This is a genomic window from Flavobacterium sp., from assembly GCF_965277525.1.
Classification (GTDB): domain Bacteria; phylum Bacteroidota; class Bacteroidia; order Flavobacteriales; family Flavobacteriaceae; genus Flavobacterium.
Window position 1 is genome coordinate 25003 of the sequence record NZ_CBDIDC010000006.1, and the last position, 25930, is coordinate 50932.

Consider the following 25930-nt stretch of genomic DNA (forward strand, 5'->3'; position numbering starts at 1 on the left):
AGATTGCTAAAATACAAATCTTAAATCTAAAATCTAAGCTCTGCTGTAATATTATTGCGCTAATCCAATCAATACATCAACAGAAGCTGCTTCCGGAGTTGTATCGTAGTTCTCTTTAATATTTGTTAAATATTTCAAAGCATCTTCTTTTTGACCTAAAGCCAAAGCCGTTTTACCAGCTTTTAACAAGAAACGAGGTGTTGTAAAATCGTTTTTATTCGTTTCAGATGCTTTTACATAATAATCTAAAGCTTCTTTTTGTTGGTTTTTTTGAGAATAAGCATCTCCAATTGCTCCTTTTGCCAAAGCACTTAAAATCAAATCATCAGATTTAAAATTACCTAAGTACTTGATAGCATCATCAAATTTACCTGTATTTAAATATGCCATACCAGCATAATAGTTCGCTAAATTTCCAGCATCGGTTCCGGAATATTCATCAGCAATTTTTACAAATCCAAATTTACCTTCAGAACCATTCAATGCCAATTTGTATAATGAATCGCTTGCTACACCATCTGTTGCTTTTTGAAAGTTTTGTTGAGCAACAAACATTTCTGTTGCAGCTTCTTCCTGCTTAGGAGCCTCAATGAATTTTTGGTACGCCAAATATCCAATAGTAGCAACTGCAATACCGGCAACTAAACCAATAATGATTTTTTGATTTTTAGCAACCCAATCCTCCGTTTTTGACGCAGTTTCATCTAGTTTAGAAAAAACCTCAGCTGTTTTGCTGTTTTTCCCGTCAAGAATCACTTGTTGTTCTTCATTTACAACTTCGTCTTTAACTTCCTTTTCCTTTGGTGCTTTATATCCTCTTTTATTGTAAGTAGCCATTTAAAATTTAATTTAGTGAACGGCAAAAATAAAATTTTTATTGAAACCAACGTAAAAAAAATCAATTTTATATCTATTTTAAAAAAATAATTGATTAAACAGCTTCTTCTTTCTGTTTAACAGCGCAATAAATCATCTTGAAATCCGCCAAAAGCCTAATTATTTGGACATTCCGGGTAATTTGTATTTGATTATTTTCTACTCATTATTAAGTTGTAAATCTCCCGAAAGGTAATTTTTAACCACAGATTTCACAGATTCTCACAGATTAAGAATTTATTAAATTAAATTTGCTGAACAAAATCCTTTTTAATCCTTTTATCTGTGGCAGAAAAAAACCTGATCTGCAGGGAAAAGCCATAATTTGGGAACGTTAATTCTTATCATTACAGTTTCAAACAAAAATGTATTTAAACAAAATTTCTTTATTCAATTATAAAAATTTCTCCGAAATCAGTTTTGATTTTGACCACAAGATCAATTGTTTTGTTGGCAAAAACGGAATTGGCAAAACCAATGTGCTCGATGCAATTTATCATTTAGCCTACGGAAAAAGTTATTTTAATCCGCTGGCCGTACAAAATATCAAACACGGAGAAGAGTTTTTTGTAATTGATGCCGAATTAGAAAAAAACGGCAGAACAGAACAAATTGTTTGCAGTTTAAAGAAAGGACAAAAGAAAATCTTAAAAAGAAACGGAAAAGCATACGATAAGTTTTCAGATCATATTGGGTTTATCCCGTTAGTTATTATTTCACCCGCCGATCGTGATTTAATTGTAGAAGGAAGTGAAACACGCCGTAAATTCATGGACAGTGTCATCTCGCAATTAGACTCGAATTATTTACATCAGCTTATTCAATATCAAAAGGTAATTGTGCAAAGAAATGCATTACTCAAGTATTTTGCTTTGAATCATACGTTCGACAATGATACCTTATCTATATATAATGAGCAATTAGATAGTTTTGGACAATCTATTTTTGAAAAGAGAAAAGATTTCCTGGAACAATTTATACCTATATTTAAGGTACACCATCAAGCCATAACAGGATCTGAAGAAACGGTACAATTAGTTTACGAAAGTCATTTGTTCGAAAAAGACTTATTGACGCTTTTACAGGAAAACATCAATAAGGATCGTGCGCTGCATTACACAAGTGTCGGAATCCACAAAGACGATTTATCATTTGAAATTGATTCACATCCCATAAAAAAATTCGGATCCCAAGGTCAGCAGAAATCTTTTCTGATTGCTCTGAAATTGGCTCAATTTGAATTTCTAAAAAAACAAAGTGGCGTAAAACCATTATTACTTTTTGACGATATTTTTGACAAACTAGATGAAACCCGTGTTTCTAAAATCATCGAAATGGTCAATAGCGAAACTTTTGGACAACTTTTTATTTCGGATACACATCCGGAACGAACGGAAGCCATTGTAAAATCGACACATCAGAGTTATAAGATTTTCAATTTAGGGTAGTTTTTTTTTATTAATTTTAGCAGTATACCCTTCAGGATTTTGATAAAGTTTCGATTTTCGTAAAAGTCAAGAGAATAAAAAAACATTTAATGATTCGTGCTAATTTGTATAATTGGCCGCAAACATATAAATTGAAAAATCATTACATTAGCAATACCATTTTTAAAATTCAACCTTATGAAATTCTATAAAATATTATTACTACTCGTTTCAATTACATTAATTTCCTGTAACGAAAAAAAAACTAATGCTGTAAAGTCGATTACTCCAAAGGAATTTGCAGAAAAAATTAAAACAACCGAAAACCCCCAAATTCTGGACGTTCGAACTCCTGCCGAATTTGAATCAGAACACATTGACAATGCCGTAAACGTAAACTGGAACAGTGATGATTTTGCAACAAAAGCAGCATCTTACGATAAATCAAAACCCATTTTTGTATATTGTTTAAGTGGTGGAAGAAGTAAAAAAGCAGCCGCAAAACTGAATGAATTAGGATTCACAAACATTTACGAACTAGAAGGTGGATTTTTGAACTGGAAAGAAGAAGGGTTCTCTAAACCTTTATCATCTCAGGTGGGAATGACAATGAACGATTTTAATGACCTATTACATACCGATAAAAAAGTTTTAATTGATTTTTATGCTGAATGGTGCGGACCATGCAAACAAATGGAACCGTTTCTTTTAAAAATGCAAAAGGACATGGCTGACAAAGTAGTAATCATTCGTATTGATGTAGACAAAAACAAAACCTTGGCCACTCAAATGAAAATTGACCAGCTTCCTACTATCGTTTTATATGAAAACAAAGCGGTGCAATGGAAGACTACAGCTTTTATCAGCGAAAAAGACTTAAAAAAACAACTGCAATAATACACAGAATATGCTAACGAAAGAATCATTGCAATTTTTAGACGATTTAAAGAAAAACAACAATAGGGACTGGTTTCAGGACAACAAAAAGCGATACGAAATTTTCAAAAAAGATTATCAGCAATTAGTGAGTGATTTTCTGGACGTAATGAAACCTCTTGATCCCTCATTAGAGTTATTGGAAGTTAAAAATTGCACCTTCAGGATCAATCGCGACATTCGATTCTCTAAAGACAAATCTCCCTATAAAGCACATTTAGGTGTTTGGATGTCAGGAGGAACAAAAGGACTGAACCGTTCGGGATATTATGTACACATTGAAAAAGGCGCCAGTTTTATTGCCGGTGGATTTTATTCGCCTGAATCTGATGATTTGAAAAAAGTCCGTAAGGAAATTGCTTTTTTTCACGATGACCTGGAAGCTATTATTGCCGACAAAAACTTTAAAAAAGAATTCGGAAATTTAGATGTTAATGAAAGCAATTCGCTTAAAAACCCACCACGGGGTTACGAAAAAGACCATCCTGCAATTGAATTTTTAAAACTAAAAAGTTTCACGGCAACTCAAAAATATGATATTTCTGAAGTGACCCAAAAAGACTTCGTTGCCAAAATGAGCAAAAAATTAATCACTTTAAAACCTTTAAACGAATTCATCAATCGTGCATTAGACACCGATGAATTTTAAAAAAGTTAGCCACGAATTTCCCGAATTTCCACGAATTAATTTGTGCTGATTTGGGAAATTCATGGCAAAAAACTTCAATGAATGAAAAGAAAAATACTTTTTCTGGGAGAATCGTATCGTGCTGACGCTATTACGTGGATGAATGGTCTGAAAGAATTTGGCGATTTTGAAATTTGTACCTGGGAACTTCAAACACCAAACAACTCAAAACTCAACCGGTTCAAACGTATTTTAGAATATCTCTTCTCTCCTGTTTCTATTCGTAAAACAATCCGACAGCAAAAACCGGATATGATTATTGCAGAAAGAACCACCAGTTATGGTTTTCTGGCTGCGATTTCAGGAATGCATCCCATCGCCATTGCACAACAAGGCCGAACGGACTTATGGCCGGAAGGCTCTGTTTTATTGCCTTTAAAAAAAATCATTCAGAAACACGCTTTCAAAAAAGCCGATCTAATTCATGCCTGGGGTCCCGTTATGACCATTTCGATGAAAGCAATTGGCGTTGATATGAGTAAGGTTTTGGTTATCCCGAAAGGAATTGATTTGACACTTTTTTCTCCTTCGACCAATAATTCAAACAAAATAAAAGCAATTGTAACACGTTCTCTACAACCGGAATATCGTCATGATTCTATTTTGAAAGCTTTTGCAATTCTACATCAACAAGAAATTGATTTTTCATTGACCATCGTTGGTGATGGAACTCGCCTACAAGCCTTAAAAGACCTGGCCAAAGATTTACACATTGAAAATAAAGTACTATTCACTGGAAGAATCCCAAATACGGAACTTCCTAAATTATTACAACAATCGAATATTTATATCAGCATGCCTGTTACCGAAGGGGTTTCTGCTTCCTTATTCGAAGCAATGGCTTGCAGTTGTTATCCCTTAGTTTCTGATATCCCCGGAAATCAAAGCTGGATTAAGCATCGTGAAAACGGACAGTTAATAGCAATTGATAATATCGAAATGCTTGCCGAAGAGCTCATTTGGTCTTTCGAAAATACTGAATCCCGCAACAATGCTATTCTTCAAAACCGAAAATTTGTCGAAGAGAATGCTAATTATAACATTAACATGAAAATTATTGCGGATAAGTATCATGAGTTATTGGATTCTCGTGCTTAGTTTAACCGCAAGGAACGCAAGATTTTTATCTCCCAAACTTTTTAAAAGGCAAAGTTCGCAAAGCGTTGTATTGATAAAGCATTGCTAACTTTGCGAATTTTTGAGATAAAAAATTTTATTCGATAACGCGAGGATAAGCCAAAGAAACTTTCTTTTTAAAATCATCATAAATCACAAAGTGGAAGTTACTATTTTCCTGAACAAGAATAACATCACCGTATTTTTCTTTTTTTAAAAAGACAACTTTACAATTAGAAAAATCAATCAGCTCCCTGTTATCAATACAATCTTTTATGATATCTTCCTGATCGTTTCCTTTTGTATTATTCCACACAAAATCATACGATTTCCAATCAAAAGAATCCATTAACTCATTATATAAAATTTTATTTTTATCATCTTCTAAAACTCCATTGCTTTTAATTAACCGAACTGAATCTGAATCTTTATAAATATAAAAAATCCCCAAATCTCTATTTAATTCTGTTTCCGATTTTAAATTGCCCCCACAAAAACCACTAAAACGGATATCGACTAAAACAAAACGAATATGTACTTCATCAATCAACATAAATCTCCCTGAAGAAGATGTAAAACAATCGTTACCGCAAGAAGCGAAATAACTACTCTCGAATGTTCCATCTAAATTCAATCTTAAATTACTCCCCAACGAAAACTTCTTTTGTACAACTAAAGAGTATTCTTTATAATCTCCAGCTCCGATTATCCCATCAATCTTCCAAGTTCCGTATATATTTGTTTGAGCATTAGAAAACACTGAAAAGAATATACTCAGAAATAATAACACAACATTGTTTCTCATGATTGATTTAAAAATAATTACACATTTAAATTAAATTCAAACTTATAAAAACATTTCAATTCCATAACATTAAAAGAAAATAAAAACTTACAAAAATAAACATATAACTTTTTTTCTATCAGTTTTGCGTTATCAACATATTTTTCAGACTTATGAGTTAACAGCTTTGCATGAAAATTAATTGTAAAGTGCGCAAATTCTGGTTTTATAAAAATGCAAAGTGCGCAAAGCTTTATATTGACCCAGCTTTGCGAGCTTTTTATTCTAAACATTCGAATAGATAAAAATCTTAGCGACCTTTGCGGTAAAAAAATCATATTCTCTTATTCAATAGAAAAACAACTCAAATAAATTATAATCCTTACTTTTGACCTTAGATTATAAAAGCCTTTTATTTATGGAAATCCAATCCAATTTTTCTTTAAAAAACTACAATACTTTTGGTATCGAAGCCAAAGCCAAACAATTTGTTGCCGTTCATTCAGTAGACGAATTAAAATCAATTTTGAAACAATACAAAAACGAGAAAAAATTTATTTTAGGTGGAGGAAGCAATATGCTTTTAACCAAAGATATTGAGGCTTTGGTCATTCATATTGATTTAAAAGGCAAAAAAATCATTAAGGAAGATGACGACTTTGTCTGGGTCGAAAGTCAGGCTGGAGAAACCTGGCACGATTTCGTTCTTTATACCATCGAAAATAATTTTGGAGGCTTAGAGAATATGTCATTGATTCCGGGAAATGTTGGCACAACACCTGTTCAGAATATTGGTGCTTACGGAACTGAAATAAAAGACACTTTTGTTTCTTGCGAAGCCATGAACATTGAAACTCTGGAAATAAAAACTTTTACCAATCCAGAATGCAATTTTGGTTACAGAGAAAGCATTTTCAAAAATGAAGTTAAAGATCAATACATTATTACATCTGTAATTTATAAGCTCACAAAACGCAATCATAAAATTAACATTTCATACGGAGATATCACAGCTGAACTGGCTAAAAACAACATTATTACTCCAACATTAAAAGATGTAAGTAATGCTGTCATTGCAATAAGGCAAAGTAAATTACCGGATCCTAAAGAATTAGGAAATAGTGGCAGTTTCTTTAAAAATCCCATTTTATTAAAATCTGATTTTGAGAAAATCCATCAAGAATTTCCTGAAATGAAATATTATGAAGTTTCTGAAACCGAAGTAAAAGTTCCGGCTGGCTGGCTAATAGAACAAGCCGGTTTTAAAGGAAAACGTTTTGGTGATGCCGGAGTACACAAAAACCAGGCTTTGGTTTTGGTAAATTACGGAAACGCAACCGGACAGGAAATTTTAGCCGTTTCGAGAGAGGTACAAAAAACTGTTTTCGAGAAGTTCGGAATTCATATTGAAGCCGAAGTGAATGTTATTTAGATTTTTTCTCGCCACGAATTTCACTAATTACCAATATTGTCAGACTGAGCGGAGTCGAAGTCCTTTTTAACACCAAAGTATATCTCCCGAATCTTAAAGACAGTAGATGTAACAAAAGAGAAACAATTATTATTTTTAAAATAAAATGACAGAGATTCTTTCAATAAAAACAGTAAATCCAGATGACGAAAAAGTTTTGGCAATTACTGAAGAATTATCGGAAAATCTTTATCTTCGTTTTGGAAGTGATGGAAAGAATTCTTTTCAGGACTGGCAAAACGACAATTCAAAATTTGTATTTGTTGTAGCCGAAATAGATAATGAAATTGTGGGATGTGGAGCAATCAGGCCAATGGATCAAAATACCGGGGAAGTAAAACGAATGTATGCTAAATTTCCCGGCAAGAAAATCGGACAAACAATTTTAGCATTTTTAGAAGACAAAGCCCGAACTCTTGGCTATACCTATTTGGTTTTAGAAACACGAGTAAAAAATGAAAGCGCTGTCCGGTTTTACCTAAAGCAAAATTATAAAGTAATTCCTAATTACGGAAAATATACCGATCGACCCGAAGCCATTTGTCTGGGAAAATCTTTAAATCAAAACTTATAAAAATGTATACCCCTGACTTATACAAAAACGAAGATCCGGAATCCATAAAAACATTTTTGAAAGAAAACAGTTTTGGCATTCTGATCAATCAAACTCACGGAAAATTATGCGCAACACATATTCCGATAGAACTTGAAGTGAATGCTGACGGAAAAGAAATTTTGCAAGGCCACCTTTCAAAACTCAATCCGCAAGCAGAAGGTTTTGCAGAAAACGATCAGGTCCTGGCAGTATTTATAGGTCCGCACAGCTATATTTCGTCTTCGTGGTACGATCACGAAAACGTACCAACCTGGAATTATATAGCCGTACATGTTTACGGAAGAATTAAAATTGTTGACGAAGCCACTTCAATAGAGCAACTTAAAAAATTAGTCGACAAGTACGAGGCCAATTCGGAGAATCCTGTTCGTGTAGAAAATTTATCTACAAAAACAATGCGCGAAGCCAGAGGTATTTTTGGCTTTGAAATTGAAATAGACGAAATTCAGGCTACCAAAAAACTATCTCAAAACCGGGACGATCATAATTACAAAAACATAATTTCAGAATTAGAAAAAACCGAAAACCCTCAGGCTATTGCTGTTGCAAAAGAAATGTCAAAATGCCGAAAGTAAATTGGTTTTAGCCATTGAAATATAGGAATTCATAAGTACATTTGCACTCGCAAGATTCAAAAATCAAAAGACATTAAAATCAGATGCTTACATTCATTTTTTACTTTTTTATTGCTATTGTTGTCGTACAACTTTCTTATTATTTGGGTGTTTTTGGAAAATTTGCTTTTGGTAAACCACAGAATATTACACCAAAAAGAATTCCGGTTTCAGTAATCGTCTGTGCGAAAAACGAAGAAGAAAACGTAAAAAAATATATTCCACTATTAGCAGAACAAGATTACCCTGATTTTGAAATTGTTTTAATTGATGATGCTTCAAGCGACGAAACATTAGAAGTTTTTGAAGAATTTGAACAACAATATCCTAACATTCGTCTGGTAAAGGTAAAAAATAACGAAGCTTTTTGGGGTAATAAAAAATACGCTTTGACATTAGGAATCAAAGCAGCAAAAAAAGATTATTTACTATTTACGGATGCAGATTGCTACCCGACTTCAAAAGATTGGATTACCGCAATGACCTCGAGATTCACCATGAACAAAACAATCGTTTTAGGATATGGCGGCTACGAAAAGATAGAACGATCTTTATTGAATAAAATCATTCGTTTTGAAACTGTTTTAACTGCTGTACAATATTTTTCCTGGGCAAAACTAGGACTTCCATATATGGGAGTTGGACGAAATTTAGCCTATAAAAAGGAAGAGTTTTTTAATGTAAATGGTTTTATCGGACATATACAGATTCGTTCAGGAGACGATGATTTATTTATCAATCAGGCAGCAAACAAAAACAATACAACTATTTCTTATACACCGGAGAGCTTTACTTACTCTAAACCAAAAGAAACTTATAAAGAATGGTTTGTACAAAAGAGAAGACATGTTTCTACTGCAGAATACTATAAATTTTTTGACAAAATGCAGTTGGCCCTCTTCTTTATTTCACAATTATTTTTCTTCATATTAGTTATTATCTTATTAGCTTTCCAATTTCAATGGATTGCGGTTTTGGCTATTTTAGCAACACGTTATACAGTCGCATGGACAGTAATTGGATTTTCTGCCGGTAAATTAAAAGAAAATGATCTAAAAGTTTGGTTTCCGGTTGTAGAAATCATGCTTATATTCACACAAATTAATATCTTTATAACTAATATCTTTTCAAAACCTGTATATTGGAAATAAATTCTAAAATAGAAAAAGCAAAAAAGGGCGATCAAATCGCCTTTACTTTTTTATTAGATTATTTTTGGAATGAAGTGTATGGCTTTATGTTAAAGCGTACTGAAAATGAAACTACTGCCGAAGATATCACTATTGAAACCTTCTCGAAAGCGTTTGACAAAATTGCCAGCTATAATCCCGAATTCCAATTCAATACCTGGCTAATTGCTATTGCAAAAAATGTATACATTGATTTATTGCGCAAAAAGAAAACCAATCTTTTTATAGAGATCACTGATACCGAAGACCAACAGGCATATAACATTGCCGACACTACCCCCTCAGCTGAAGATGCTTTAATTAAAGAGCAAAACCTTTCGCGCTTACTTCAATGCATCAAAGAATTGAAACCCCATTATCAGGAAGTAATTCAGTTACGTTATTTTCAGGAAATGACGTATCAGGAAATCGCACTTAAAATCGATGAACCTCTGAGCAATGTAAAAGTAAAGTTACTTCGTGCTAAAAAATTATTAGCTGAAATTATCGAGCGTAACAGATAATTCATTATCTTTAAACAAAGGATAAGATATTATTCATTTTATTCTTAAAAAACTAAATTATCCACACACTAAAAACTACAACAATCCCGTTGTTAGCTAAACCCAAAACCTTACTGCTTATGATTTAACGTTACTTAACCTTAAAATCCATAAACTATGTCTAAATCAAGTATCTACGAAACAAGCTGGACCAACCTTGTTTTCGAAAACAAAAACAAAGAGTACGGCGCATACCAATTACGCCAGGAGAATTCAAAAACTACCCTCTCAGCTCTTTTTATGGGTTTGCTATTATTAGCCGCTTTGGGAAGTGTATCGATGTTAATCAACAAATTTAGGATTGCAGATCCTGTAGAAACACTACCAGCAGATCCTGGACCAATAGTCGTAACACCATATGAGATGCAGCCTGTTGTTCCAAAAACACATGAAGCAGTTGCACCGCCGCAACAAAGTGCACCGGCAGCACCATCAATTGGAACTCAACTATCACATCCGGTGGTAGCACCAGTAGCGCAGGCAACTCCGGATTTTATTGCACCAAATACTGACAATGCTCCCGTTGTTGACAACACCAACTCCGGAACCGGTACATCTACTAATGTATTACCATCAACTGGCGGAGGTGGCGGAGAACCTGCTCCATCAACCGGTAACATTAACGACCCTGTGAATACAGCAATATTAGACAAATTGCCTGAATTTCCGGGAGGAATGGCTAAATTCTATACTTATGTAGGAAACAATTTCAACAGACCAGAAATAGATGCTGAAAAAACACTAAAAGTATATGTTTCGTTCGTAATCGAAAGAGACGGTTCTATTACTGATATAATGGTAAAAAATGACCCGGGTTACGGAATTGGAAAAGAAGCGATCAGAGTTTTAAAATCACTAAAAACAAAATGGATTCCGGGAGTATTGAACGGGAAAGCAGTTCGAACTGCGTATAACCTTCCAATAACAATAAAAACGGAAGTTGAATAATAAAAATAAAAAAGCAGAATTTAGGTTCTGCTTTTTTTATGTCTTTTATTTTAATTTCGCGCAAAGTCCCAAAGATGCGAAACTCCCTTTTTTAAGTTTTAAACTTTGCGGGATTTATCTTTCAGTAAAGAAATCTTAATATTTCCTGATCTCTTAATGGTGAGAAAATCAATATTATTTTTTATTTTAATTACTTTTACGGCACCTTAAAAGGAAAATCAAATCTATTAAAATTAAAAACTAAAAAATGGGAATATTTTCGGCTATTCTTGGCAACGCTGGTTCTGTTAGTCAGGAAGATTTACTTAAAAAATACGGACAACTTTTAACTGACAATGAACAAGTTGAAATGGGCTTTAAATTAATTCGTGATACTTTTATCTTTACGAATAAAAGATTAATCTTAGTGGATGTACAAGGAATAACAGGAAGCAAAACAGAATACAAATCAATTGCATACAAAAGCATTACTCGTTTTAGTGTAGAAACTGCAGGAACTTTTGATCTTGATGCCGAATTAAAAATTTGGGTTGCCAGCGAATTACAACCAAGTATTGTAAAACAATTTAATAAATCTGTAAATGTGTACGATGTACAAAAAGTACTTGCTTTTCACGTTTTAGGTTAATTTTCAACATAAAAAAACCCGACAATTTTCTATGAACTGTCGGGTTTTATTTTTCTGTCACAAATTACTATTTCTTTTTAGTAGTTGTTTTTTTCGTAGTTGTCGCTTTCTTGGTTGTCGTAGTTTTTGTAGCCACCGGTAAAGTATTTACAATTTTCTCCTGAACATAAGGCTTATACAAACCATCCTTTTCAGCTCTTTTTTTAGCATCTTCAGCTCTTTGTTTGGAGTCAGGATGCGAACTCATCATCTGATCAATAAAAGAAGCTTCGGTTCCTTCACTCATCTTAGCTAAAATTCTAAAAGCAGATTCTTCGGCATTTACATTATAACCGTTCTTTTTCAGGAAATTATAAGAATATAAATCTGCCTCAGCTTCTTGCTTACGGCTAAATTTACTATCAATAATAGAACTTCCTATTTTACCTAATTGACTATCGGTAACCGCAGCAATTTTTGTAGATTGAGAGGCTGCCGCATCCATTAAAGCTTCTTTCTTATAAGCCGCTTTTATCGCATCTCTTGAGTCATTATTCGCAACGTGACCAATTTCATGACCAATTACAGCCAGCAATTCATTATCATCCATAATATCCATTAATCCTGAATATACACGAACACTTCCGTCAGCAGTAGCAAAGGCATTTACTTCTTTCAACTTATAAACTTTATAGTTTAAAGTATATCCATCACCGGCAGTATATTTTCCAAATACCCTGTTTAATCGTATAGCATACGGATCTGTAGCAGCCGCAACTTCATGTTCAGCATCCATTTTATCTACTGCAGCTTTAGATAATGCAGCTGCATCAGCATTACTAAAAGTAAAACCAGTTACTCCTTTTTGGACAGCCCCAATGGCTTTATCACCAAAATTAATCTGCGCATTCATCTTAGTAAAACCAAAAGTGGCAAACAAAACTCCTAATACAATAAATTTCTTTTTCATGTTTTATATTATTACAATTTAACAACAAATGTATTACAATCTTTGTGTATTCCTATTTCAATTAAATTCATTTTATAACAAATAAAGATATAAATATTAAACGAGTAAAAATCAGCCTGCTATCATAATTATCAAACTTATTCAAATAAACCAATAAAAAACAAGCTTTTAATTCGGCATAATGATTTAAAAACAATAATTTAACAAGCTCGTAAAATTATCATCAAAATAGTTTTTACCAACCCTGAAAAGATCTATACCAAATTAAATCTTAAAGGAATCTCCAAATAAACTACATTCCTTATCTTTGTACTTTGAATTTTGATATATGGAAACAGTCATTGAAAATATACCAACCGGAAAACCTAAATGGTTAAAAGTTAAACTTCCAATTGGACAAAAATATACTGAACTTCGTGGTTTAGTAGATAAATACAGCTTAAATACCATTTGTACTTCAGGAAGTTGCCCAAATATGGGCGAATGTTGGGGCGAAGGAACAGCTACTTTTATGATTTTAGGAAACGTTTGTACCCGTTCATGCGGATTTTGCGGTGTAAAAACTGGCAGACCCGAAACGGTAGATTGGGACGAACCTGAAAAAGTTGCCCGTTCTATAAAAATCATGAATATTAAACATGCTGTAATTACAAGTGTTGACAGAGATGATTTGAAAGACGGTGGTTCTATTATCTGGATTGAAACTGTAAAGGCAATTCGCAGAATGAACCCAAACACCACTCTCGAAACCTTAATTCCTGATTTTCAAGGAATAGAAAGAAATTTAGACCGAATTATAGAAGCTAATCCTGAAGTAGTATCTCATAACGTAGAAACGGTTCGTCGTTTAACTCGTGAAGTACGTATTCAGGCAAAATACGATCGTAGTTTAGAAGTTTTACGTTACCTGAAAGAAAAAGGAATCAACAGAACCAAATCCGGAATTATGTTGGGTCTTGGAGAAACAGAAGAAGAAGTTTTTCAGACGATGACAGATTTGCGCAATGCAAATGTTGATGTTGTTACTATTGGTCAATACCTGCAGCCAAGTAAAAAGCATTTGCCTGTAAAAGAATTCATAACACCGGATCAATTTGCTATATACGAAAAATTTGGTCTTGAATTAGGTTTCCGCCATGTCGAAAGCGGACCTTTAGTTCGTTCTTCCTACAAAGCACAAAAACATATTTTATAAAAAAGGTTATTCGTTTTAATTGTTTAATCGTTTAACTGTTAATACACGGCTAAACGATTAAACGGCTAAACGATTTAAACAAATAAACAAAGCACTTGAAAACAAGAATTGCTATTAACGGTTTCGGAAGAATTGGTAGAAATTTATTCCGTTTACTTTTAAACCATCCTGACATTGAAGTCGTTGCCATCAACGACATCGCCGATAACAAAACCATGGCACATTTGATAAAATACGACAGTATTCATGGTGTTTTACCCTTTATTGTTCGTCATGACGAAAAAGGAATAATTGTAAATGAGCAACATTATTTGTTTTTTCATGAAAAAAGTATTTCAAAATTAGACTGGAAAAGCCATAATATTGATTTCGTTATCGAATCAACAGGAAAATATAAAACGCACGAAGAACTGAATGCACATCTTGAAGCCGGAGCAAAAAAAGTGATCCTTTCGGCTCCATCAGAAGTTGACACTATCAAAACGGTAGTTTTAGGCGTTAATGAAAATATACTGGATGGAAGCGAAAACATCGTCTCCAATGCAAGTTGTACTACAAATAATGCTGCTCCGATGATAAAAATCATCGATGAATTGTGCGGAATTGAGCAAGCATACATCACAACAATACATTCCTACACTACAGATCAAAGTCTTCACGACCAGCCACATAAGGACTTACGCCGTGCCAGAGGCGCAAGCCAGTCGATTGTTCCAACAACAACAGGTGCAGCTAAGGCATTAACGAAAATTTTCCCTAAATTGCATGAAAAAATTGGTGGTTGTGGAATTCGTGTCCCTGTTCCCGATGGTTCATTGACAGATATCACGTTTAATGTAAAACGTGCTGTTACAATTGAAGAAATAAACAAAGCATTTGAAGAAGCCTCAAAAACAAATTTAAAAGGAATATTAGATTATACAGAAGATCCGATTGTTTCTGTTGATGTAATTGGCAATACACATTCGTGTTTGTTTGATGCACAATTAACTTCCGTTATTGACAAAATGGTCAAAGTTGTGGGTTGGTACGATAACGAAATTGGCTATTCATCACGATTAATCGATTTGATTTTGCTTATAAGAAAAACATAAGATTCATTGTAAAAGCATTGCAATACATGAAATACCACCTTTTTATTCTTTTTTGTTTTTTTAATTCATTTTTGTATTCTCAAACCAAAAAGAATACGGATAGTATTTTCTATTACAACAAGTTAGTAAAAAACAATCTCAACAATAAAAAATACGATCGGGCTGTTTTTTATACTAAAAAATCAATCGCCTTTTGTGAAGCCAACCATAAAACTGAGGGCTTAGCCAACCAAACCTTCAAACTTGGTAAAATCAATTATAACCAAAAAAATTATGAGGAGGCACTAAAAAACTTCCATAAAAGTGTTTCCTTGTTTAGTACCCTAAAAGCTACATGTACCAACGTTTTAGCCTTGCATTATATTGGCGTGACCAATACAGTAAAAGGAGATTATAAAACTGCAGAGATTTATTATAAAAAAGCAGAGGATCTCATAAAGAAATTAAATATCGTTGATCAGGCTGAAGTTCTTAGTTATCAAAAAGCTATCGCTTTAAAAACAAATAACAATTTACCGCTAGCAGCCAAAACTTTTCGTGAAATCACAAAGAAACCGGATAACCCTTCGATATTAAAGACCAAAACAAATTCGTATTATCAACTGGGCTTAATTGAAACACAACTCAAACGAAATGATTCTTCTATTATTTATTTCAACAATGCTTTAGAATACAGTGAAAAGAGTAATGATCTGAAACAAAAGTCAAAAATTATTTTAGCAATAAGTCAATATTATAAAGAAAATAAAAAATTTGATCTCGCCTACTCTTATTTAGATGAACATTACCAGATCGAAAACTATATCTTAAAATTAAAGAATGCTAAATTAGATCTTAATGAATTTGCAAAATTCAAAAAAAATCAATCCTTAAACAATACCATTAAACGGGAAAGCGAAGAGAAAATTCAGTTAAAAACTTATCGTTATTCAAAATTAGTCAGTATTTTGGCGATTGCGCTTATTTCGATTTTATCTCTTTTAAGTTTAGCCTTATATAAAAACAACATTATTCGGAATCAAAATAATTTACTTTTAAGAGAAAAAAACAAGGAACTTATCCTCGCCAAAAATAAAGCCGAAAAAGCATCAAAAGCCAGATCAGAGTTTTTATCGACCGTAAGTCATGAGCTTCGGACCCCTTTAAACGCTATTAACGGAATTACACATTTATTACTTGAAGATAATCCTAAAAAAACGCAATTAAAATATTTAGAATCTTTAAAATTCTCAGGAAACTACCTCACTACTTTCATCAACGAAATTCTCGAAATCAACAAAATTGATTCGACTAAAGTCGAAATAGAAAACATTAGCTTTAACCTCAAAGAACTTTTATTCAACATTCAAAGCTCACTAAAAGAATTAGCTACAGCCAATAAAAATTATTTCAACCTTGAAATAGATGAATCGATTCCGGATAACTTAATTGGAGATCCCACGAAAATATCCCAAATTATTCTGAATTTAATCAACAATGCCTTAAAGTTTACACAAAACGGAAATGTAAACGTAATTGCAAAATTATACACTATAGCCGAAGAAAATGCTACTGTTTATTTCGAAATTGTAGATACGGGAATTGGAATACCTGAAGACAAATTACAAACGGTATTTGAAAGCTTCTCACAAGCATCTATAGAAGTAAATAGAAAATATGGCGGAACTGGCCTGGGACTTACAATTGTAAAAAAATTGATAGAACTTTTAGGCGGAGAAATAAAATTAAAAAGTGAAGTTGGTAAAGGTTCTACTTTTACCTTTAAGTTAGATTTTAAAATTAACAAAGTACCCCTTGAAGTTGTGGAAGAAAAAAAACCATATAACGACAATCAATTGAAAAACAAATCGATTTTATTAATTGAAGACAATAAAATTAATCAAATGATCACTCGAAAAATGCTTGAAAACAAAGCAATTACCTGTGAAATCATTGATAACGGTGAAGATGCTGTCGAACTTTTAAAAATAAAACGCTTTGACATGATCTTAATGGATGTTCATTTGCCCGGTATCAACGGAACAACTGCCACAAAACTAATCAGGGAATTTGACAAAACGACTCCGATTATAGCATTAACAGCCATTTCGCTTGACGAAAACAAGGACATGCTTTTATCTTTTGGAATGAATGATGTTATTACCAAACCATTTATTCCGGATGAGTTTTACAGTACAATTGCAAAGTATTTCGAATAGATTTTTAAAGTTACTAAGATTCTAAGTTCAATTTGACATACTCTAAAATTGTCGCATCAAAATTTTGTTGGTGATTGATAAAAGTACTTTTTATAGGCAAATAGTACAATTGCGAAACCAATTGTGAATGTTTCAAGCGTACATAATCTTTTTCTGTCGTAATAATTTTTTTATTTTTTGCTTTATCCTGAATCAAGTCTAAATCTGAATCCGAAAAGTGATGGTGATCCGGAAAAGTCAGGCATTCGTCTTTTTCATTCTTTAAATAATCAAAAAACGGTGTTGGTTTTGCAATTCCGGCCAAAAGTAATTTCGATTCATTTTTAATTTCATTCACAGCAATTTTTGCCTCTTTACCATAGATAAAATCATCATAATCTATAAAAGTAAAATAGATTTGTTGCGAACAAGTCAGTTTTAATTTCTGGCGAATTTCTTCTTGTGCTGCATCTGACAAATCTTTTGGACATTTGGTTACAATTACAACATTAGCTCTATTAGCCCCACTTCTGCTTTCGCGAAGATTTCCGGTAGGCAACATACAATCATCGGCATACAAATCATCGTAAGAACTTAACAAAATATAGAATCCGGCCTTAACTTTTCGGTGTTGGTAAGCATCGTCCAGTAAAACAACTTGTGGTTTTTCGTTATGCGAAAGCAATTGTGTAATTCCGTTTCTTCTGTTGGCATCAACTGCCACCTGAATATTGGGGAATTTTTGATAAAACTGAAAAGGTTCGTCGCCCAGAATTTCTGCATTTGAAGTTGAACTGGCTAAAACAAAACCTTCTGACTTTCGCTTATAGCCACGGCTTAAAGTTGCAATTCTATATTTATCCGATAATAACCGAATCAGATATTCTATTTGAGGAGTTTTTCCCGTTCCGCCAACGCTTAAGTTTCCTACAGCGATAACCGGAATATCAAAAGAGGTTGATTTGAGAATTCCTTTATCAAAGAAAAAATTTCTTATACTTGTGATCAATCCGTATAAAATGGCGAATGGGAACAGTATTTTTCGAAGTAAGTTCATTTTACGAAAGTATAATTTTTTTCGTTAATTTGTTTTATGAATTCGTTTCAGGTTTTAAGTTTCAAGTTTTTTCCCGGCAACATAAACCTGAAACAAATAAAACCTGAAACTTGAAACAAAAAATGAAAAAATGAAAATAAAAGAAATATTAAAGGTTCTCGAAGAAATGGCACCTTTAGCTTACGCCGAAGATTTTGACAATGTTGGACTTTTAGTTGGCGATGCCGAAACTGAAAGTACTGGAGTTTTAGTGTGTCACGATGCTTTAGAAAATGTAATCGAAGAAGCTATTGCTAAAAATTGCAATCTGGTAATTTGTTTTCACCCGATTCTATTCTCCGGAATTAAAAAAATTACAGGCAAGAATTATGTCGAGCGTGCGATCCTGAAAGCTATTAAAAATGATATAGCGATTTATGCCGTTCACACTGCCCTTGACAATCATTCGGCTGGGGTTAATAAAATATTTTGCGACGCTTTAGGATTAACGAATACTAAGGCTTTAATTCCAAAACAAAATTTCATTCAAAAATTAGTTACATATACCACTCCTGATAATTCAGAAAAAGTTAGAAATGCCCTGTTTCACGCAGGTGCTGGAACCATTGGAAATTACGACAACTGCAGTTTTAATACTGAAGGCTTTTTTACTTTTCAGGGAAATGAAGACAGCAATCCTGTAATTGGAGAACGAGGAAAATTACATACCGGAACCGAAATAAAGATTGAAGTAGTTTTTGAAAAACATTTACAATCAAAAATTCTAAAAGCACTTTTTGCCCACCATATATATGAAGAAGTCGCTTATGAAGTTTATAGTCTTCAGAATTCACATCCAAACATCGGTTTAGGAATGATTGGTGAATTTGAAACTGAAATGGATGAAAAAGATTTTCTATACTTCGTTAAAGATAAAATGATTGCCGATGGAATTCGCCATTCTTCCTTTTTAGGAAAAAAAATCAAGAAAGTTGCGGTTTTGGGAGGATCCGGAAGCTTTGCCATAAAAAATGCAATCCATGCCGGAGCCGACGCTTTTTTGACTGCCGATTTAAAATACCATCAGTTTTACGAAGCAGAAAACCGTCTACTTTTAGCCGATATTGGTCATTTTGAGAGCGAACGCTATACAAAAAACTATATTGTTGATTATCTTCGAAAAAAAATCCTTAATTTTGCCATCATTTTATCAGAAGAAAATACAAATCCAGTTAAGTACTTATAGAATATGGCGAATACGAAAGAATTAAGTGTTGAGGACAAGTTAAGAGCAATATACGATTTACAGCTTATTGACTCTAGAATTGACGAAATCAGAAACGTGAGAGGTGAACTTCCTTTAGAAGTGGAAGATCTTGAAGATGAAGTTGCAGGTTTAAGCACGCGTTCAGAGAAACTGAAAAGTGAACTTGAGGTTATTGAAGATCTTATCAAATCGAAGAAAAACGCGATTGATGAGCACAAAGAGGTTATCAAAAAATACACAAAACAACAAGAATCCGTTCGTAATAACAGAGAATTTAATTCTTTGACTAAAGAGGTTGAATTTCAGGAATTAGAAATTCAATTGGCTGAAAAGCAAATCAAAGAAATGAAAGCTTCTATCGAACATAAAAAAGAAGTTACTTCTAATTTAAAAGAAAAACTTGACGCTAAAAGTTCGCACTTAAAACATAAAAAATCTGAATTGGATGCTATTATGGCTGAAACTCAAAAAGAAGAAATCTTCTTGTCTGAGAAATCAGCTGAGTTTTCTGCTCAGATTGAAGAAAGATTATTAGCTGCTTATACTCGAATCAGAACTAGTGTTCGTAATGGTTTAGCTGTTGTATCTATCGAAAGAGGTGCATCTGCAGGATCATTTTTCACTATTCCGCCTCAAACTCAGGTAGAAATTGCTTCTAGAAAGAAAATCATTACTGATGAGCACTCTGGAAGAATTTTAGTTGACAGCGCATTAGCTGAAGAAGAAAAAGAAAAAATGGAACAATTGTTCTCAAAATTCTAAATAACTGTCCCGATTTTATCGGGACTTTTTTTTGCACTTAATTTCTTGCGACAGATTAAAATGATTTTAACAAATTAGTGAAAAATTTCGCCACGAATTTCACGAATTCACACTAATTAATTCCTGCTAATTCGTAAAATTGCTTCGCCTGTTCGTTATCATTAGAGACGTGGCGAAAAAATACAGATTAGTAAAATCATTTTAATCTGTGGCAAAACATTTTTTATCTTTATAAAAAATTTAAGTTTTGGGAATTAAAAAAGGAATCCGTTTTATTACATTAAAATCGGTAGGATCATATATTAACATTTTGAGTTATGTGCGTCCGCAAAAAGCTGTCGAACTTTCTTATGCCCTTTTTAGTCAACCGCGCATTGGAAGATTACAAAAAGAAAGCTTACCCAAAATATTAAAAAATACCGAAACGGAAACGTTTCATCACAACGAACATCACTTTCAGACCTATATCTGGCAAGGCAATGAAACCAAAATCCTGCTTGTGCACGGATGGGAAAGTAATGCTTCTCGCTGGAAGAAAACCTTACCCCATCTTCAAAAATCGGGAAGCACTATTATTGCTATTGATGCTCCGGCTCACGGACAAAGCAGCGGTAAAGAGTTTAATATTCCGCTTTATGCTGAATTCATCAACAAAGCAGTCGAAAAGTACCAGCCTACAATTATTATCGGGCATTCTATAGGTGGGGCAGCCTGTGTTTATCATCAATACTTATTTCCAAATACCAGCATTAACAAAATGGTGATTCTTGGAGCACCGTCAGATTTAAAAACTTTGATCGACAATTACATTGCCATGTTGAGTCTAAATACGAGAATGTTTTCGCTTCTTGAAGACAAATTCATAAATCGTTTCAACTTTAAAATTGGGGATTTCTCCGGACAAAAATTTGCCTCTCAATTTAATGTTGCCGGTTTTATTGCGCACGATACTTCAGATAAGATTGTTGCTTTTGAAGAAGGTAAAAAAATTGCAAGTAACTGGAAAAACAGTCAGTTTGTAGAAACGAAAGGTTTAGGTCACGGCATGCATGATGATGAATTGTATGAAAAAGTAATTGAGTTTTTGTTTGCCTAATAAGGGACAAAGTTGCAAAGTCTCAAAGGGACAGAGGTTTAAACTGAAATTTAAACCTTTTTACCTTTAACAAACAACTATACTACAATTTTAAAATTCTTAAATATTTCTTTTTCACCTTTTCCCGTAATTACTATTGCTCTTGAATCTTTGGTTCTTCTGATCCAGTCTTGCTCGAGCATTTTATTCAATAACAAAGTTCCTACTGAACCTGCGATATGATATCGCCTTTCGCTCCAGTCCAGGCAAGGTTTTAAAAATATTCGTTTTTGTTTTTGGACTTCTTCCAGATTAATTCCAAAATCTGAGAACCATTTTTCTCCTTCGGGGCTAATTTCAAAAATATTATCCTTTGCTATTATTATATTTTGTTCCAACAAGCTATCGGCTAAAGCCACACCTATTTTTCCTGCTAAATGATCGTAGCAGGTTCTGCAATATTTTACGGGAGGATAATTTTCAGTTTTCTTTTTTGAAGAAATCTCCGGTTTCGGAATAAGATTGGCCATTGCTTCAACAACGTAGGCAACTTCTTTATTAGAAAATTTATAATATTTATGTCGGCCTTGCTTTTCGACACAAAGCAAATTAGCCTCAAGAAGTTTAGCCAAATGCATACTCATATTTTGAGGAGATGTATTGACAGCAACTGAAAGTTCTGTAGCGGTAAATGCCCTGCCGTCTAACAATGTCCACATAATTGCAGCGCGTGTAGCGTCTCCAATTAATCCTGCCGCTTTTATAAATTGATCTTCCATTAGACTTTCATAGTTAAATATAGAATGAAGTATTCTTTTGTAAAGTTAAATAACTTTGTTAAAAACAATCGAAATGAACGCTACTTTATTCCTTCAGTCTGACATTTATGATCCTTATTCAGTATACAAAGAGATGTTGGACAAAAACCCGATTTACCGGGATAACGAGAATAAAATCTGGGCCATTTACTCTTATCAATATTGTACTGAAATTCTAAAAAACCCTGATGCTTTTATTCCTGTTATAAATCCGGATAACCAACAGAAACTAAACAGAAATGCTTTAGACATCCTAAATAATTTGGTTCGATTGTCAAATGGGGTTCAACATACAATAAATCGGGAAGTTGCCCATTTGTTGTTTTCAAACTTGAAATCCGTCGACATTAATAGAATCCTCTATCAATTGATAAAAGACGATTTAATCGAAAATGAAATTGATTGGGTAAATTCGGTTTGCAAAAAATTACCGCTTTTGGTTGTTTTAAAGAGTTTTGGTTTTGCAGCAAATGATTGTGCTTTTATAGTAAGTAAAATCGAAACTTTGGTCAAAATAATGCTTCCAATAAAAAGTGAAGAAGAGGTAAAATTAATCAATGATGTTTCTGAGAGAATATTTCCTATCGTCGAAAAACAACTTTTGTTATTAGATTTCTATAAACCTTTATTAAATAAAATATCCGAATTAGAGGTTCTTTCTCTTGACGAAATTAAAAAAATAGCTAATAGTAATTTAATCGGATTATTTATTCAGAGTTATGATGCCGGAAGAGGAATTTTGAGTAATTCATTATTACAAATTCTCCATTATAAAACCTTTTCGAACAAAACAGCAATAGAAAAATCGGTGATCGAAACTTTAAGATTTGATCCGCCCATTCATAATACGAGACGAATTGCAAATAAAGATATTACTATCGGTGAAAGGCTAATTAAAAAAAATGACCTGATATTAATTGTACTTGCTTCGGCAAATCGTGATGCTGAAAAGTTCGAAAATCCTCCTATTTTTGATTTTGAAAGAAACAATAATGACGAAAATCTAACTTTTGGGATTGGTGGACATATGTGCCTGGCAAAACATTTTTCAATTCATTTGGCGACTGAAGTATTATGTTTTTTATTCGATCAATATAAAACAATTGCGCTTTTAGAAAACAACATTCAATACGAACCTATGATCAATGCCAGATTACCTAAAAATATCTGGATTGCAATACAATAATTTAAAAACAAAATATGATAGCCGTAATTTTTGAAGTGATTCCCAACGAAGGAAAAAAAGAAGAATATCTCAATATCGCTGCAAGTCTGCGACCTGAATTAGACCTTATCGATGGATTTATATCGATCGAACGTTTTCAGAGTTTTAGTAATCCTGATAAAGTCTTGTCATTGTCTTTCTGGAAAGACGAAGAAAGTATCCAGCAATGGAGAAATCTTGAAATGCACAGGCATGCACAGGCAAAAGGACGAAATGAAGTTTTTAAAGATTATCATTTAAGGATCGCGAATGTTGTTCGTGATTACGGAATGTTTGAACGAAAAGAAACTCCGGAGGATAGCTCTAACTTTCATAATAAATAAAGGTTCAAAGTTGCAGAGGTTCAGAGGTACAAAGTTTTTTTATGTGGAGAGTTTTTAGAAATCGAATCATCCAACAATCTAAAGATCTAATCATCTAAAATCTAAGAAGTCTAAATTTTGCTTACTTTTGCAGTATGGAAGAGAATTTAAAACGTCTGAATAAATTTATTGGTGAAACAGGATATTGTTCACGTCGTGAAGCTGATAAACTTATTGAAGAAGGACGCGTAACAATAAATGGTGTTGTGCCGGAAATGGGAACCAAAGTTTCGCCTGACGATGAAATACGTATTGACGGAAAACTGATTGTGGAGAAACATGAAAAACTGGTGTATTTGGCTTTTAATAAACCAGTTGGAATTGAATGTACCACGAATTTAGAGGTTCGAAATAATATTGTGGATTATATCAATTATCCAAAACGTATTTTCCCAATTGGACGATTGGACAAAGCCAGTGAAGGATTAATTTTTATGACCAATGATGGTGACATCGTCAACAAGATTTTACGCGCGAGAAATAATCACGAAAAAGAATATACTGTAACGGTAAACAAACCTATTACCGAACGTTTTATACAACGTATGGGAAATGGTGTTCCGATTTTAGATACGGTCACCCGAAAATGTAAAGTAGAGCAGATTAGCCAATATACGTTTAAAATCATTTTAACACAGGGCTTAAACCGCCAAATTCGCAGAATGACCGAATATTTAGGTTATGACGTAACGGCGCTTAAACGTATCCGAATTATCAATATTTCACTTGATATTCCGGTTGGGCGTTATCGTGATTTGACTGATGATGAAATTAAAGAGTTAAATCATTTGATTGAACCCTCCAGCAAAACGGAAGAAGCAAGTTTACCAAAACCTGAAGCCCCAAGACGAAGAACCGATTTTCTCTCGAAAGACGATGTTCCGAAACGACGAACAGATTTTATATCAAAGGATGATCCGAGATTTAAGAAAAAAGGAGACTACTAAATTGATCTTATAAAAATACCCTTTCGCAAAAACGAAAGGGTATTTTTATATCCGAACCTGAAAATAGTATTGTATCAAAACCATCTTCTTCTTTTAAACAGAAACGCACCAAAAGAAGATAAGATAACGGATACAAAAAGAAGAATCCAAAAACCAAATCTACTTTCTTCTAATCCATTTGGAACATTCATTCCGTACAAACTCGCAATCAAAGTAGGAATCATCAAAATAATAGAAATCGAAGTCATTTGCTTCATTATATTATTCATATTATTGGAAATTACAGAAGCATAAGCATCCATCATGCCGGTCAAAATATTACTATAAATATTGGCCGTGTCCTGTGCCTGACCTAATTCGATATCAACATCTTCTAACAAATCCGGATCAAAATACTCCCTGTGGGCTTTTAAATTTTTAATTCTATGAAACAAAACATGGTTTGCTTTTAAAGAAGTAATAAAAAACACCAGACATTTCTCTATCTGTAAAAGCGCCTGCAATTCTTCATTTTTAATCGATTTCTCTAAATTGTCTTCTGCTAATTTTATCTTTTGATTAATTTGTTTCAGATATTTCAAATACCAAACACTCGATGACAAGAGCAATCTCAAAACCCAGTCAAAATTATCTTTAACTTCAATATTTTTACGTCGTGAATACAACATAAAATCATGTATGATTTCTGTTCTGTAAAAAGTGATTGTAACACAGATATCATCCTTAAAAATTACACCAAGCGGAATAGTCTGAAAAGGGAGTTTTATATCATTGCTTTTTATAGGAACACGCATGATTATAAGTGTCCAGCCATCCTCCATCTCTACACGGGGTCTTTCATCGATATCTTCAATATCATTATAAAAGGCTTCAGGAATCTGAAGTTCTTCAAGTAAATATTTTTTTTCTGTTTCTGAAGGAGATTCAATACTGATCCAGGAATTTGGAGTCCATTCTTTTGTCTCGATTAATCCGTTGTTGTTATTGTAAAAGGCTTTCATTTCAAAATTGCAGGGTTTTATCATAGCATTTTGAGATGATTTCAAAAAGCTATTTAATTAAATACTAACGAATAATAATCGTCCATTGGAGAAGTTTTTTTTAAAGTGCTGCAAAAGTATCCTTTATTTTTAAAACCCAAAACTTTAAAGCCATAATTAAATATTAAAAAAACCATCTAAACAATT

General features: G+C 33.2%; 26 protein-coding genes. 20 read left to right on the forward strand and 6 right to left on the reverse strand.

Annotated features, from left to right (window positions below; translation table 11 throughout):
• Positions 1 to 51: 51 nt before the first annotated feature.
• Positions 52 to 837, reverse strand: a complete 786-nt coding sequence (locus ACQY44_RS15395) for a tetratricopeptide repeat protein (RefSeq protein ID WP_428231222.1) — start codon at positions 835 to 837, stop codon at positions 52 to 54.
• Positions 838 to 1241: 404 nt separating this feature from the next.
• Between ACQY44_RS15395 and recF the strand changes: the two genes are divergently transcribed.
• From recF to ACQY44_RS15415, 4 genes are all read left to right on the forward strand, one after another.
• Positions 1242 to 2324: a DNA replication/repair protein RecF gene (gene recF / locus ACQY44_RS15400; RefSeq protein WP_428231223.1), complete on the forward strand. Its 1083-nt coding sequence runs from the start codon at positions 1242 to 1244 to the stop codon at positions 2322 to 2324.
• A gap of 177 nt (positions 2325 to 2501) precedes the next feature.
• A complete protein-coding gene (locus ACQY44_RS15405) occupies positions 2502 to 3200 on the forward strand; it encodes a thioredoxin domain-containing protein (RefSeq protein WP_428231224.1) in 699 nt (232 codons plus the stop codon).
• Positions 3201 to 3210: 10 nt separating this feature from the next.
• Positions 3211 to 3888, forward strand: a complete 678-nt coding sequence (locus ACQY44_RS15410; protein WP_428231225.1) for a DUF2461 domain-containing protein — start codon at positions 3211 to 3213, stop codon at positions 3886 to 3888.
• Positions 3889 to 3969: 81 nt separating this feature from the next.
• Positions 3970 to 5025, forward strand: coding sequence for a glycosyltransferase (locus tag ACQY44_RS15415; protein WP_428231226.1), 1056 nt, complete (start codon positions 3970 to 3972; stop codon positions 5023 to 5025).
• A gap of 115 nt (positions 5026 to 5140) precedes the next feature.
• On the opposite strand, the gene ACQY44_RS15420 is transcribed toward ACQY44_RS15415, so the two are convergent.
• Positions 5141 to 5848: a hypothetical protein gene (locus tag ACQY44_RS15420; RefSeq protein WP_428231227.1), complete on the reverse strand. Its 708-nt coding sequence runs from the start codon at positions 5846 to 5848 to the stop codon at positions 5141 to 5143.
• 397 nt (positions 5849 to 6245) lie between these two features.
• Here ACQY44_RS15420 and murB point away from each other — a divergent pair, with 397 nt between their 5' ends.
• From murB to ACQY44_RS15455, 7 genes are all read left to right on the forward strand, one after another.
• Positions 6246 to 7259 carry a UDP-N-acetylmuramate dehydrogenase gene (gene murB, locus ACQY44_RS15425; RefSeq protein ID WP_428231228.1) on the forward strand — a complete coding sequence of 338 codons (1014 nt, stop codon included), beginning with the start codon at positions 6246 to 6248 and terminating at the stop codon, positions 7257 to 7259.
• Between the two features lie 145 nt (positions 7260 to 7404).
• Entirely contained in the window at positions 7405 to 7872 is a 468-nt protein-coding gene (locus ACQY44_RS15430) for a GNAT family N-acetyltransferase (protein WP_428231229.1), read from the forward strand.
• A gap of 2 nt (positions 7873 to 7874) precedes the next feature.
• Complete coding sequence (locus ACQY44_RS15435; protein WP_428231230.1) at positions 7875 to 8489, forward strand: FMN-binding negative transcriptional regulator; 615 nt, start codon at positions 7875 to 7877, stop codon at positions 8487 to 8489.
• Positions 8490 to 8572: 83 nt separating this feature from the next.
• Complete coding sequence (locus ACQY44_RS15440; RefSeq protein WP_428231231.1) at positions 8573 to 9679, forward strand: glycosyltransferase; 1107 nt, start codon at positions 8573 to 8575, stop codon at positions 9677 to 9679.
• Positions 9670 to 10221, forward strand: coding sequence for an RNA polymerase sigma factor (locus ACQY44_RS15445; RefSeq protein WP_428231232.1), 552 nt, complete (start codon positions 9670 to 9672; stop codon positions 10219 to 10221). Before ACQY44_RS15440 ends, ACQY44_RS15445 begins: the two co-directional genes overlap by 10 nt.
• A gap of 156 nt (positions 10222 to 10377) precedes the next feature.
• The gene (locus tag ACQY44_RS15450; RefSeq protein ID WP_428231233.1) at positions 10378 to 11208 is read left to right on the forward strand and encodes an energy transducer TonB; all 831 of its coding nucleotides are present in this window, start codon (positions 10378 to 10380) and stop codon (positions 11206 to 11208) included.
• 247 nt (positions 11209 to 11455) lie between these two features.
• The gene (locus ACQY44_RS15455) at positions 11456 to 11836 is read left to right on the forward strand and encodes a PH domain-containing protein (RefSeq protein ID WP_428231234.1); all 381 of its coding nucleotides are present in this window, start codon (positions 11456 to 11458) and stop codon (positions 11834 to 11836) included.
• 67 nt (positions 11837 to 11903) lie between these two features.
• On the opposite strand, the gene ACQY44_RS15460 is transcribed toward ACQY44_RS15455, so the two are convergent.
• Positions 11904 to 12785 carry a M48 family metalloprotease gene (locus ACQY44_RS15460; RefSeq protein ID WP_428231235.1) on the reverse strand — a complete coding sequence of 294 codons (882 nt, stop codon included), beginning with the start codon at positions 12783 to 12785 and terminating at the stop codon, positions 11904 to 11906.
• Positions 12786 to 13113: 328 nt separating this feature from the next.
• On the opposite strand from ACQY44_RS15460, the gene lipA reads away from it, so the two are divergent.
• The 3 genes from lipA to ACQY44_RS15475 all read left to right on the forward strand — a co-directional run bounded on the left by lipA (position 13114) and on the right by ACQY44_RS15475 (position 17272).
• On the forward strand, positions 13114 to 13980 hold the full coding sequence (gene lipA / locus ACQY44_RS15465) for a lipoyl synthase (RefSeq protein WP_271337422.1): 867 nt from the start codon (positions 13114 to 13116) through the stop codon (positions 13978 to 13980).
• 95 nt (positions 13981 to 14075) lie between these two features.
• Positions 14076 to 15074, forward strand: a complete 999-nt coding sequence (gene gap, locus ACQY44_RS15470) for a type I glyceraldehyde-3-phosphate dehydrogenase (RefSeq protein WP_428231236.1) — start codon at positions 14076 to 14078, stop codon at positions 15072 to 15074.
• Positions 15075 to 15100: 26 nt separating this feature from the next.
• Positions 15101 to 17272, forward strand: coding sequence for an ATP-binding protein (locus ACQY44_RS15475; protein WP_428231237.1), 2172 nt, complete (start codon positions 15101 to 15103; stop codon positions 17270 to 17272).
• A gap of 13 nt (positions 17273 to 17285) precedes the next feature.
• On the opposite strand, the gene lpxK is transcribed toward ACQY44_RS15475, so the two are convergent.
• Positions 17286 to 18308, reverse strand: coding sequence for a tetraacyldisaccharide 4'-kinase (gene lpxK, locus ACQY44_RS15480; protein ID WP_428231238.1), 1023 nt, complete (start codon positions 18306 to 18308; stop codon positions 17286 to 17288).
• Between the two features lie 130 nt (positions 18309 to 18438).
• On the opposite strand from lpxK, the gene ACQY44_RS15485 reads away from it, so the two are divergent.
• The 3 genes from ACQY44_RS15485 to ACQY44_RS15495 all read left to right on the forward strand — a co-directional run bounded on the left by ACQY44_RS15485 (position 18439) and on the right by ACQY44_RS15495 (position 21412).
• The gene (locus ACQY44_RS15485) at positions 18439 to 19533 is read left to right on the forward strand and encodes a Nif3-like dinuclear metal center hexameric protein (protein WP_428231239.1); all 1095 of its coding nucleotides are present in this window, start codon (positions 18439 to 18441) and stop codon (positions 19531 to 19533) included.
• A gap of 3 nt (positions 19534 to 19536) precedes the next feature.
• A complete protein-coding gene (locus tag ACQY44_RS15490) occupies positions 19537 to 20316 on the forward strand; it encodes a zinc ribbon domain-containing protein (RefSeq protein ID WP_072964878.1) in 780 nt (259 codons plus the stop codon).
• Between the two features lie 247 nt (positions 20317 to 20563).
• Entirely contained in the window at positions 20564 to 21412 is an 849-nt protein-coding gene (locus tag ACQY44_RS15495; RefSeq protein WP_428231240.1) for an alpha/beta fold hydrolase, read from the forward strand.
• 77 nt (positions 21413 to 21489) lie between these two features.
• Here the strand turns inward: ACQY44_RS15495 and ACQY44_RS15500 are convergent, their stop codons facing one another.
• Positions 21490 to 22170 carry an ArsR/SmtB family transcription factor gene (locus ACQY44_RS15500; RefSeq protein ID WP_428231241.1) on the reverse strand — a complete coding sequence of 227 codons (681 nt, stop codon included), beginning with the start codon at positions 22168 to 22170 and terminating at the stop codon, positions 21490 to 21492.
• A 73-nt stretch (positions 22171 to 22243) separates the two neighbouring features.
• Here ACQY44_RS15500 and ACQY44_RS15505 point away from each other — a divergent pair, with 73 nt between their 5' ends.
• The 3 genes from ACQY44_RS15505 to rluF all read left to right on the forward strand — a co-directional run bounded on the left by ACQY44_RS15505 (position 22244) and on the right by rluF (position 24743).
• On the forward strand, positions 22244 to 23395 hold the full coding sequence (locus ACQY44_RS15505) for a cytochrome P450 (protein WP_428231242.1): 1152 nt from the start codon (positions 22244 to 22246) through the stop codon (positions 23393 to 23395).
• A gap of 14 nt (positions 23396 to 23409) precedes the next feature.
• Positions 23410 to 23757 (forward strand): antibiotic biosynthesis monooxygenase family protein, encoded by a 348-nt coding sequence (locus ACQY44_RS15510; RefSeq protein WP_428231243.1) that lies wholly within the window; start codon positions 23410 to 23412, stop codon positions 23755 to 23757.
• A 134-nt stretch (positions 23758 to 23891) separates the two neighbouring features.
• Positions 23892 to 24743 carry a 23S rRNA pseudouridine(2604) synthase RluF gene (rluF, locus tag ACQY44_RS15515; RefSeq protein ID WP_428231244.1) on the forward strand — a complete coding sequence of 284 codons (852 nt, stop codon included), beginning with the start codon at positions 23892 to 23894 and terminating at the stop codon, positions 24741 to 24743.
• A 74-nt stretch (positions 24744 to 24817) separates the two neighbouring features.
• Here rluF and ACQY44_RS15520 read toward each other — a convergent pair whose 3' ends face one another.
• The gene (locus ACQY44_RS15520) at positions 24818 to 25768 is read right to left on the reverse strand and encodes a magnesium transporter CorA family protein (RefSeq protein ID WP_428231245.1); all 951 of its coding nucleotides are present in this window, start codon (positions 25766 to 25768) and stop codon (positions 24818 to 24820) included.
• Positions 25769 to 25930 lie beyond the last annotated feature (162 nt).

Bases quoted from the DNA above. Each gene is read 5' to 3' on its own strand.
- ACQY44_RS15395 (WP_428231222.1), bottom strand. From the start codon at position 837: ATGGCTACTTACAATAAAAGAGGATATAAAGCACCAAAGGAAAAGGAA.
- recF (WP_428231223.1), top strand. From the start codon at position 1,242: ATGTATTTAAACAAAATTTCTTTATTCAATTATAAAAATTTCTCCGAA.
- ACQY44_RS15405 (WP_428231224.1), top strand. From the start codon at position 2,502: ATGAAATTCTATAAAATATTATTACTACTCGTTTCAATTACATTAATT.
- ACQY44_RS15410 (WP_428231225.1), top strand. From the start codon at position 3,211: ATGCTAACGAAAGAATCATTGCAATTTTTAGACGATTTAAAGAAAAAC.
- ACQY44_RS15415 (WP_428231226.1), top strand. From the start codon at position 3,970: ATGAAAAGAAAAATACTTTTTCTGGGAGAATCGTATCGTGCTGACGCT.
- ACQY44_RS15420 (WP_428231227.1), bottom strand. From the start codon at position 5,848: ATGAGAAACAATGTTGTGTTATTATTTCTGAGTATATTCTTTTCAGTG.
- murB (WP_428231228.1), top strand. From the start codon at position 6,246: ATGGAAATCCAATCCAATTTTTCTTTAAAAAACTACAATACTTTTGGT.
- ACQY44_RS15430 (WP_428231229.1), top strand. From the start codon at position 7,405: ATGACAGAGATTCTTTCAATAAAAACAGTAAATCCAGATGACGAAAAA.
- ACQY44_RS15435 (WP_428231230.1), top strand. From the start codon at position 7,875: ATGTATACCCCTGACTTATACAAAAACGAAGATCCGGAATCCATAAAA.
- ACQY44_RS15440 (WP_428231231.1), top strand. From the start codon at position 8,573: ATGCTTACATTCATTTTTTACTTTTTTATTGCTATTGTTGTCGTACAA.
- ACQY44_RS15450 (WP_428231233.1), top strand. From the start codon at position 10,378: ATGTCTAAATCAAGTATCTACGAAACAAGCTGGACCAACCTTGTTTTC.
- ACQY44_RS15455 (WP_428231234.1), top strand. From the start codon at position 11,456: ATGGGAATATTTTCGGCTATTCTTGGCAACGCTGGTTCTGTTAGTCAG.
- ACQY44_RS15460 (WP_428231235.1), bottom strand. From the start codon at position 12,785: ATGAAAAAGAAATTTATTGTATTAGGAGTTTTGTTTGCCACTTTTGGT.
- lipA (WP_271337422.1), top strand. From the start codon at position 13,114: ATGGAAACAGTCATTGAAAATATACCAACCGGAAAACCTAAATGGTTA.
- ACQY44_RS15475 (WP_428231237.1), top strand. From the start codon at position 15,101: ATGAAATACCACCTTTTTATTCTTTTTTGTTTTTTTAATTCATTTTTG.
- lpxK (WP_428231238.1), bottom strand. From the start codon at position 18,308: ATGAACTTACTTCGAAAAATACTGTTCCCATTCGCCATTTTATACGGA.
- ACQY44_RS15485 (WP_428231239.1), top strand. From the start codon at position 18,439: ATGAAAATAAAAGAAATATTAAAGGTTCTCGAAGAAATGGCACCTTTA.
- ACQY44_RS15490 (WP_072964878.1), top strand. From the start codon at position 19,537: ATGGCGAATACGAAAGAATTAAGTGTTGAGGACAAGTTAAGAGCAATA.
- ACQY44_RS15500 (WP_428231241.1), bottom strand. From the start codon at position 22,170: ATGGAAGATCAATTTATAAAAGCGGCAGGATTAATTGGAGACGCTACA.
- ACQY44_RS15505 (WP_428231242.1), top strand. From the start codon at position 22,244: ATGAACGCTACTTTATTCCTTCAGTCTGACATTTATGATCCTTATTCA.
- ACQY44_RS15510 (WP_428231243.1), top strand. From the start codon at position 23,410: ATGATAGCCGTAATTTTTGAAGTGATTCCCAACGAAGGAAAAAAAGAA.
- rluF (WP_428231244.1), top strand. From the start codon at position 23,892: ATGGAAGAGAATTTAAAACGTCTGAATAAATTTATTGGTGAAACAGGA.
- ACQY44_RS15520 (WP_428231245.1), bottom strand. From the start codon at position 25,768: ATGATAAAACCCTGCAATTTTGAAATGAAAGCCTTTTACAATAACAAC.